The 730-nt window shown below is 41.0% G+C and carries 2 pseudogenes; both read right to left on the bottom strand.

The annotated features are described in order from the left end of the window. Positions 1-181 precede the first annotated feature (181 nt). A pseudogene (locus HMPREF9441_RS18000) lies at positions 182-319 on the bottom strand (IS256 family transposase); the annotation flags it as partial. 154 nt (positions 320-473) lie between these two features. Then, positions 474-698: pseudogene (locus HMPREF9441_RS17995) on the bottom strand (transposase); the annotation flags it as partial. Positions 699-730 lie beyond the last annotated feature (32 nt).

Below are 730 nucleotides of genomic sequence, written 5' to 3'. Positions count from 1 at the left end.
CAAGAGAAACAACTATCCGGAAGAGAAGACCGGGCAAGGAAGACCGAAAACGGAAGGGAAACGACGGACGACGGGGGGGGCGTAAAGTAAACTGTGTCATGCGATGTTTATCTTTCAAACTCATCGGTCGGGGATCGGCCAGCGCCAAGGGGGTGCACCAGCACTCCCGACGAGCGTAAAATTACAACAACTTAAATCTATCTCCAAACTTTATCGCCAGTTGTTGGGCAATGGTGCCCCAATTAGCCAGTGGCATAGTCCATTTCTTGCGTATGTTGCGATAAGCGAGGTAGACAAGCTTTTCAAGGGCGGTGGAGGCTGTAATTTAAACTGTGTTAGCAAAGAAAAAGAATAAATTATTAACTTTGCTAACACAGTTTAAATTACAGCCTCGACGACGGACAAAAAGACCGCCCGGACGGCACTGTCCACAATTTTGTGTAAATGTAAACGGGATTCAGTTATAAGTTCACTTATATCTGGATTCTGTTTTCAAAAATAAGCATAAATTGATTCATAATCAATCCCCAGTTAGTAATCGGCATCGTCCATTTCTTCTCAATCTCCATCAAAGAGAGGTATACCATTTTCTTCACTGCATCATCCGAAGGGAATGAAAGTTTTGATTTAGTGTACTTTCTGATTTTTCCATTCAGATTTTCAATGAGATTTGTGGTGTAGATTATTTTTCTGATTTGGCACTATAAAATATTTTGTGTAAATGTAAAAT

The sequence above is a fragment of the Paraprevotella clara YIT 11840 genome (assembly GCF_000233955.1).
GTDB classification, from domain to species: domain Bacteria; phylum Bacteroidota; class Bacteroidia; order Bacteroidales; family Bacteroidaceae; genus Paraprevotella; species Paraprevotella clara.
Note: the sequence above shows the minus strand (reverse complement) of the source record. Positions and strands in the feature narration are given on the sequence as shown.